The sequence below is a fragment of the Paraburkholderia sp. UCT2 genome, from assembly GCF_014397665.1.
GTDB classification, from domain to species: domain Bacteria; phylum Pseudomonadota; class Gammaproteobacteria; order Burkholderiales; family Burkholderiaceae; genus Paraburkholderia; species Paraburkholderia tuberum.
On sequence record NZ_VZQO01000184.1, the window covers coordinates 1 to 253 of the forward strand.

Annotated in this window: 1 pseudogene; it reads right to left on the reverse strand. The window is 57.7% G+C overall.

Annotated features, from left to right (window positions below):
* Nucleotides 1-130 precede the first annotated feature (130 nt).
* Nucleotides 131-253, reverse strand: a pseudogene (locus F6X39_RS37780) (IS3 family transposase); the annotation flags it as partial.

The following is a 253-nucleotide window of genomic DNA, read 5'->3' on the forward strand; positions in this document are numbered from 1 at the left end:
GTTGCTGGAGGGCATTGCCTTCAGGGACGGCGAACCGGTGCAAGGCGATCAACCGGTTCAGCAGAAACTCGCCGCCTGAAGCCGAACGCTATCAAGCTGCCCATACACCACTCTTGACGTTAGCTCGCTGTATCGCTTCGCGCGCGCAGAGGTCCCTGAGGACTTCGCTGGCCAGCACGCTGCTTTCCTCGGCATAGACCTGCCAGCCGACAATCTTCCGGCTGAACACATCCAGAAACAGATACAGATAAAA